General features: G+C 74.7%; 4 protein-coding genes and 1 pseudogene. 1 reads left to right on the top strand and 4 read right to left on the bottom strand.

Annotated features, from left to right (window positions below):
- From amrb99_RS48840 to amrb99_RS48825, 4 genes are all read right to left on the bottom strand, one after another.
- Nucleotides 1-2,305: PEP/pyruvate-binding domain-containing protein (locus amrb99_RS48840; RefSeq protein ID WP_190868938.1), on the bottom strand; the 2,305-nt coding region annotated here is incomplete at its 3' end.
- Nucleotides 2,306-2,343: 38 nt separating this feature from the next.
- Nucleotides 2,344-3,006, bottom strand: a complete 663-nt coding sequence (locus amrb99_RS48835) for an isoprenylcysteine carboxylmethyltransferase family protein (protein ID WP_190868937.1) — start codon at nt 3,004-3,006, stop codon at nt 2,344-2,346.
- Nucleotides 3,003-3,818, bottom strand: coding sequence for an AfsA-related hotdog domain-containing protein (locus tag amrb99_RS48830; RefSeq protein ID WP_190868936.1), 816 nt, complete (start codon nt 3,816-3,818; stop codon nt 3,003-3,005). The genes amrb99_RS48835 and amrb99_RS48830 overlap by 4 nt, the downstream gene beginning before the upstream one ends.
- A 547-nt stretch (nt 3,819-4,365) precedes the next feature.
- Nucleotides 4,366-6,465, bottom strand: coding sequence for a catalase (locus amrb99_RS48825; protein WP_190868935.1), 2,100 nt, complete (start codon nt 6,463-6,465; stop codon nt 4,366-4,368).
- Between the two features lie 253 nt (nt 6,466-6,718).
- Between amrb99_RS48825 and amrb99_RS48820 the strand changes: the two are divergent.
- Nucleotides 6,719-7,382, top strand: a pseudogene (locus tag amrb99_RS48820) (PucR family transcriptional regulator); the annotation flags it as partial.

Below are 7,382 nucleotides of genomic sequence, written 5' to 3'. Positions count from 1 at the left end.
GGCGCGCGGCGGGCGCCGACAGCAGCGCGGGCGGGGGCGGCACGGCCCGGTTCCGGACGCGTTCGGCGCGCCGCAGCGCGGCGAGCCCGCGCAGGTCGCAGCCGGGCAGCGTGCCGTCGAACGCGCCGATGACCTCCTCCACGGTGAGGTCGGCGACGTCGAGCGGGTCGTCGAGCTGCCCGGCGGCGGCGAGCTCGCGGCCGAGCCGCCACATCACCTCGCGGGACAGCCCGAACAGCTGCGTGCGGCAGAACCGGGCGTCCTCCCGCGCGCGCACGGACCAGCGCATCATGCCGAGCAGTACGCGCAGGACGGCCCGTCTGGCCGGGCCCGGGCAGGATTCGCGCAGCCTGCGGCGCGCCTCGGCCGCCGCGCGCGCCTCGGCCGCCCGGTTCGCGGCGACCGTCGCGCCCTGCCGGACGAGCGGCCGCAGGAGCGCGGCGGTCATCCAGGGCCGCTGCCGCGGTGTGGGCTCGTCGAGCTTGAGGTCGTGCACCGCGCGGTCGCCGTAGCGGCGCAGGTAGGCGCGCGCGGACGCGGCGAGCAGGGAGCCGTGCCGGCCCTCGGCGATGTCGTCCCAGACGGCCCGCAGATGCTCCTCGTCGGTGCGTCCGCCCAGGTCGTCGGCCAGCAGGGCCGCCTTGAGCGCGGGCACCTCGGCGGCGCGCTCGGCCAGCGCGATCGCGGCGCGGACGGCGGCGAGCGACCGGTTCTCCGGACCGCCGCACAGCAGCCCGGGCAGCGGCTCCGGCCCGGCGCCCGTCCAGCGGCGCAGCAGCGCGGTGGCCGCCCGCATGAGGAGCAGGCCGTAGACGCCGTTGGCGAGCGTGACGCCCCAGCGCACCGACACCTCGGCCCACACCCACCGGTACAGGGTGATCAGCTCGTCCGGGGAGTACTCGGCGAGCGGGCGGGACGCGGGGCCGCGGACGTCCGCCATCAGCGCGTCCCACCAGCGCAGGAACCGGGCGGTGGCGCGGCGGTGCCCCGCGGCGCGCCAGGCGAGCGCGGGCAGGGCGGCGGCGACGCGGGCGCGCGGCCACCGCCGGTCCGATCGCGCCTCGCCGGTGATGCCCATCCCTTCCTCCCAGCCCGCCCGGATCAGGTCGAAGACGGGCAGCTGCCCGTGCAGTTCCTGCCAGTCGTCCAGCCGGTAGTAGACGCGGCCGTCGAGGTGCCCGACCATCCGCGCGAGCCGGTGGCCGTTCGCGCGCAGCCGCCGCGCGGGCACGCCCATCCGCCGGTACAGGTCGGTGAAGGCGAGCTGGTAGAAGGCGCGCGCCTGCGAGTACGCCAGCGCGCCGGACACGCCGGGGAAGCTCTCGGTGATGTTGTGGTTGCCCCAGTGGACGCGCGGCCGCCCCTCCTCGGCGGCGGCGGCCAGCGGGCGGGCCTGCACGAGGTGGACGGCGCCGTCGGGCGTGACGGTCCCCTCGATGTCCTGCGGGCGGCCGAACAGCCGCTCGACGCGCGCCGCGAGGCCGCTGATCTCCCTGGCCAGCTCGCCGGTGAGCACCGGCGCGGTGCGCAGGGCCTCCGGGACGGCGACGGTCCGCGGACCGTCGCCGCCTTCCTCCGGCGGCCCGACCATGCGGTGCTTGGTCACGACCTCCGCCTCGACGCGCCCGGTGCCGGGGTCGACGAAGAAGTGGTCGACGTCGGCCTTCTCCTGGACGACGCCCTCGCCGATGCCGTGCGCCGCGGCGATGACGTGCCGGTGCGTCCCGTCGCGGGGGTCGCGGGTGAAGGCGACGAACGACCGGGTTCCCGGGACCATCCGCTGGACGCCGACCGCGACCCGCGCGGCTGCCGGGTCGATGCCCCGGAACTCCCGGTAGCGGACGGCCTCGGCCTTGAACGCCGACGCCCAGCAGCGCGCCACCGCCTCCAGCAGCCCGTCGCGCCGGACGTACAGGAAGCTGTCGCTCAGCCCGGCGAACGGATCGTCCGCCGCGTCCTCGCCCCTCCCGTCCGGGCCGGGGACGGCGCACGCGCGCACCGCGACCGTCCCGCCCGTGCCCGCCGGCCCGCCGCCGGCCAGCTCGTCGAAACCCGCGAGCAGGCGGGCCGCGAGGGGACCGTCCGGGACGGCCGCCGCCAGCGCCTGCGCGGCGAACCCGCACCACTGCGCGGCCGGGACCGCCGAGCGCGGCGGCAGGCCGCCGCTCAGCGCGTCCAGCGCCCGGTCGAACTCCGACACGGGCACGCAGAAGAACTCCGGCACGGGAAAGCCCGCGTCCCGCAGTGTCTCCAGCCGGGCGAACTTGTGCCCGACCTCCCCCGCCCCCATCGATCCCGCCCCCATCGATCCCGTCCCCATCGATCCCGAGGTCATCGACCCGCTCACCACACCTTCGGCAGCACGCGCGCCCGTCCGGCGGCGTACGGCGGGTAGCCCGGAACGTCCCAGAGCGCCCGTTCCTCCACGCGGATCCGCCAGGCGACCGCCGCCGCGAGCAGCGCGAACGCCGCCGCGGTGAGCGGTGCGAGGAAAAAGCAGGCGAAACCGAGGTTCGCCAGCAGCATCCCCGCGTACGCCGGATGCCGGACGACCCGGTAGACGCCGCCGGTCACGACGCGGTGGCCGTCCTGCCGCACCACGTGGTGCGAGTAGAACCGCCCGAGCGTGCGGATCGCGGTCCGCCGCAGCGCGACCCCGGCGACGAAGGCGACCGAGGCGAGAGCGGGGACCGCCGTCCACGGCGACGAGGCCGGCCACGGGAACGGCCCGAGGGAGGCGGACGCGACCAGCAGGAGGCGGGCGAGCGCGTACGGCGGCAGGGTCCGCGCGTCCGCCGGGGACGCGGCGGCGCGCCGGAACGTCACCGGCGCCTCCAGCAGCAGCCACCCCAGGTACAGCGCGAGCATGACCGTCGGCGCGGCGCCGTCGCGCGGCGCGTGGACGGCGATCCCGGCCACGAGGAGGCCCGCGCCCGCGAGGAAGGCCGCGCGGGGCGCGAGCAGCAGGACCGTGTCGCGGACCGGTTCGCGCAGCGGATGGTTCATGACGACCGGGTCCGCTCGTAGCGCTCCGCGTCGACCGCGTACGCCTCGTAGGCCAGCGACCCGAGGTCGGCGCCCGTCGCGGCGTCCGCGAGGGTGGCCGCGCACCGGGACCGCGGCCCCGGCACCCGCGCGACCGGCCAGCGCAGCAGGAGCGGGACGGCCCCGTCCAGCCGGAACGGCACGTCCAGCCGCAGCGACACCCACAGCAGGCGCGCGTCCATCGGCCTGCCGTGCTCGCTGTGCTCCAGCAGCGTGGCGAACTGGCGGCCCGCCTCGACGATCTCCACGGGACTCCAGGCGGCCCGGTCCCTGCCCAGCGGCCGCAGCACGGCCGCCTCCACCGCGCCGCGCCCGCGCCGCACGGGCTCCCCCACCAGGATGTTCTCCGGACGGTGCCGGTGCACGAGGTCCGCGGGCGCCTGCCGGGACGGCGGGATCGCGGCGGGCGGGCGCCCCGGGCCGGGCGGCCCGGCCGCGAGGGCGTCGTCGTCGGTGAACGCGATGGAGCCCGCGCACACCTCCCGGGCCCCCTGCCGGGCGGCGACCGTCCAGGCGCGGTTGCGGCCGGGGACGGGACGGCACGACAGCGTGGTCCCGCGGTCGAGCTCGCAGAACCGGGTGAAGTCGAGCCCGGCCACCACCCGCCCGGCCCGCCGTCCGCGCGATCGCGCCGAGTCCGCGCGGACGGCGAGGTCCAGCATGCCGCTGAACAGCAGCATTCCCGGCACATGGTCGAGGGGGTGGTCGAAGTAGAAGGGATCGGACTCGTCGACGACCAGCTCGCGGAATCGTTCAATGACGGACGCGGCCATGCGCCCTCCCTCCATAATCGGCCCCATGCCCTTGCCCGGCGGCCCGCGAAAAGGCCGCCCGGCGCCCTTACCGGAAGCACAGGAAATCCAGCGGGACGGCCGTCATCTTGCTACAGAAATGCGCCCGGATGAACTGCACCCATGGGCAGTCCGGGCGGCGCGGGTCTTCCCAGACCGGCAAGGCGCGGCCCGCCGGACGCGCCGTACGGCGGGCACGGACCGCCCGGAACCCGCATGTCAGGAGCCACTTGCACGGACGGCCGCGGTCGGCCGGCCGGCGGCGGGCCCGGCCCCGTCCAGCCGGAATGCGGGCGGAATGCGCGCGTTTCCCGCCCTTCCGGCCGCGCGCTTTAAACGGGCAGTCGCACAAGATAGATTTTCAGATCAGGTTTCAATGATTCCGCGGACCGTCGTTCTTGTGACATGGCCCACAAATCATTTGGCAGAATGCGGCCACACGGAGCGGGGCCCGGCGCGGCGCCCGCTCGAAGCGTGCTACCGCGCCGGGCCCCGCCCGGCTCCGTCCGGCTCCCCCGGCTCCGTCCGGTCAGGCCGGAACGTGGTCCTTCTGCCGGCGCCAGTGCCGGTGCTTGGCGATCGCGTCGATGAACACGGCGCCGAAGCCGCCGCCGGGTCCGCGCCCGGTGACGACGCCGGCGTCCTCGACCGTGCCGTCCTCCGAGGTCTTCACCCCGGTGATCCCGGCCCGCTCCAGCAGCGCGGCGCCCTCGTCCAGCGCACCGATCGCCTTGCAGTGCACGAACGCCTCCGCGACGAAGTGCACCGCGTCGCCGTCCTGCGCGAGCGTCCGCACGCTCGCCTCTCCCCCGGGCACCAGCACCGCGTCGTAGAGGACGGACGCGACGGTCGGCATCGCGCGGGTCACCGAGACCTGCGCGCCGTTGGCGGCCTGGACGTGCCCGTCCTTGGCGGCGAGCACCTCGCACACCGCGCCCGCCTCGGTCAGCGCGTCGCCGACCGCGCCGACGGCCGCCGAGTCGACGCCGTCCGCCACCAGGATCGCGACCTTGCGGCCCCGCACCGACTCGGCGGGCGCGTTGTCCTGGCTGAGCGCGGGCGAGGTGCGGCCGTGGTTGGCGATCGGGGCGTCGGTGGGCGGCTCCACCCCCACGCCCTCGGCGACCCGCACCGCGAGGTCGTGGTCGACGTGGTTGAGCTGCGCGACCACGCCCTCCCGGATGTGCTTGTGCTCGCACTTGCCGAGCTCGAACCGGAACGCGCCGACGATGTGCTCCTTCTCCCAGTCGGACATGCTGTTCCAGAACAGCGTCGCCTGCGAGTAGTGGTCCTTGAAGCTCTCGCTCCGCTTGCGGATCTTCTCGCCGTCCACGCGCTCCTGGTAGTGGGTGAACGAGCCGGGTCCGCCGACCGCCGGGCAGCCGCCGCCGAGCGAGTTCTTGTGGTAGCTCGCCTGCCCCTGGTGCAGCTTCGTCTGGTGGTACCCGTCGCGCTGGTGGTTGCGGACGTCGGCGACCGGCTGGTTCACCGGGATCTGCGGGAAGTTCGGCCCGCCCAGCCGGATCAGCTGGGTGTCCAGGTAGGAGAACAGCCGGGCCTGCAGCAGCGGGTCGTTGGTGAAGTCGATGCCCGGCACGACGTTGCCGAGGTGGAAGGCGACCTGCTCGGTCTCGGCGAAGAAGTTGTCGGGGTTGCGGTCCAGCACCATCCGGCCGACCGGCCGCACCGGCACCTCCTCCTCCGGAATGATCTTGGTCGGGTCGAGCAGGTCGAACCCGAACCGGTGCTCGTCCTCCTCCGCCACCAGCTGCACGCCGAGCTCGTACTCGGGGAAGTCGCCGCCGTCGATGCGGTCCCACAGGTCGCGCCGGTTGAAGTCGGGGTCCTTGCCGGCGATCTTCTGCGTCTCGTCCCACGCGAGCGAGTGGGTGCCGAGCTTCGGCTTCCAGTGGAACTTCACGAACGTGCCGCGGCCCTCGGCGTTGACGAGCCGGAACGTGTGCACGCCGAACCCCTGCATCATCGCGAAGCTGCGCGGCAGCGCCCGGTCCGACATCAGCCACATCATCATGTGCATCGTCTCGGGCTGGAGCTGGACGAAGTCCCACAGCGTGTCGTGCGCCGACGACGCCTGCGGGATCTCGTTCGGCGGCTCCGGCTTCACCGCGTGCACGAAGTCGGGGAACTTGATGCCGTCCTGGATGAAGAAGACCGGCATGTTGTTGCCGACCAGGTCGAAGTTGCCCTGGTTCGTATAGAACTTGGTCGCGAAGCCGCGGACGTCGCGGACGGTGTCGGCCGACCCGCGCGACCCGGCGACCGTCGAGAACCGCACGAACACCGGCGTCGTCAGCGAGGTGTCGCACAGGAACTCGGCGGTGGTGTAGTCGGCCAGCGACTCGGTGAGCGTGAAGTGCCCGTACGCGCCGGAGCCGCGCGCGTGCACGACCCGCTCGGGGATCCGCTCGTGGTCGAAGTGGGTGATCTTCTCGCGGAGGTGGAAGTCCTCCAGCAGCGACGGGCCCCGCTCGCCCACCGTCAGGGAGTTGTCGGTGTCGTCGACCCGGAGGCCCTGGTCGGTGGTGAGCCCGGCCGCCCCGTCCGGGCTCACGCGCCGCCGTTCCAGCTGCTCCTGCTTCCGGTCCTCGTGGCCGGCCGGGTTGGCCATGGTCCAGCTCCTCGTGGCTGCTCGGTGATCGCACTCGGTGGGGCCGCTACCCGGCGGACCCCCTGCCATGCACGCTTTGACCGGAACTTGAGCACCCCCCGCCGCGTCGCCGCAGCACGCCCGCCACCGGGCGCGGACCCTTGTCAAACGGCTGACAATCGGCCCCGCCCGGCGGTGCGGACGGATGAGTGTCGCCCGCCCGGTCCGGTGCCTAGGTTGAGACGACCGGGCGCTCGGTCGAGGAGGTGTCGCCATGACGACGGCATACGAGGACGCGCACACCGGATCGCCGGTTCTGGACGGGCTGACGGAGGAGCCGTGGCGGGACGTCCCGGCCGAGGAGGCGCGCTGGATGCGCCCGCGGCTGCCGGACCTGCTCGGCCAGATGGTGCAGGGCGTGCTGCGGCACGTCCCCGAGTACGACCGGCCGGGCGACGCCGCCTACGTCCGCGTCGCCGAGGCCGCGGTCGCGCACGCGATGGAGCACTTCGTCCAGATGATCGCCGACCCGGACGCCTCCTGGAAGGAGGTGTACCAGGTCTTCTTCGACGTCGGGTACGGCGAGGCCGTCGAGGGGCGCAGCCTGGAGCACCTGCAGAACGCGATGCGGGTCGCGTCGCGGCTGGCCTGGCGGCACCTGGCGGTCGAGGCGGAGCGGCTCGGCCGCCCGCGCGCCCTGGTCAGCCTGCTCGCCGAGGCCAACTTCGCCTACCTGGACGCGCTCGCGTCCGCCGCCGCGCACGGGTACGCGCGGGCGCGCGAGAAGGCCGCCGGGGAGCGCGAGCAGCGCCGCGGCCGGCTGCTGGCGCTGCTGCTGTCGGACCCGGCCGCGCCGCCCGAGGTCGTCGGCGAGCAGTCCGCGCGGGCGGGCTGGCCGCTGCCGCGCCGGCTCGCGGTGATCGTGCTGCGGCCGCGGA

Origin of the sequence: Actinomadura sp. RB99 (assembly GCF_014706005.1) — a bacterium.
GTDB lineage: Bacteria > Actinomycetota > Actinomycetes > Streptosporangiales > Streptosporangiaceae > Spirillospora.
This window is presented reverse-complemented; position numbering and strand designations above follow the sequence as displayed.

Bases quoted from the DNA above. Each gene is read 5' to 3' on its own strand.
- amrb99_RS48835 (WP_190868937.1), bottom strand. From the start codon at position 3,006: ATGAACCATCCGCTGCGCGAACCGGTCCGCGACACGGTCCTGCTGCTC.
- amrb99_RS48830 (WP_190868936.1), bottom strand. From the start codon at position 3,818: ATGGCCGCGTCCGTCATTGAACGATTCCGCGAGCTGGTCGTCGACGAG.
- amrb99_RS48825 (WP_190868935.1), bottom strand. From the start codon at position 6,465: ATGGCCAACCCGGCCGGCCACGAGGACCGGAAGCAGGAGCAGCTGGAA.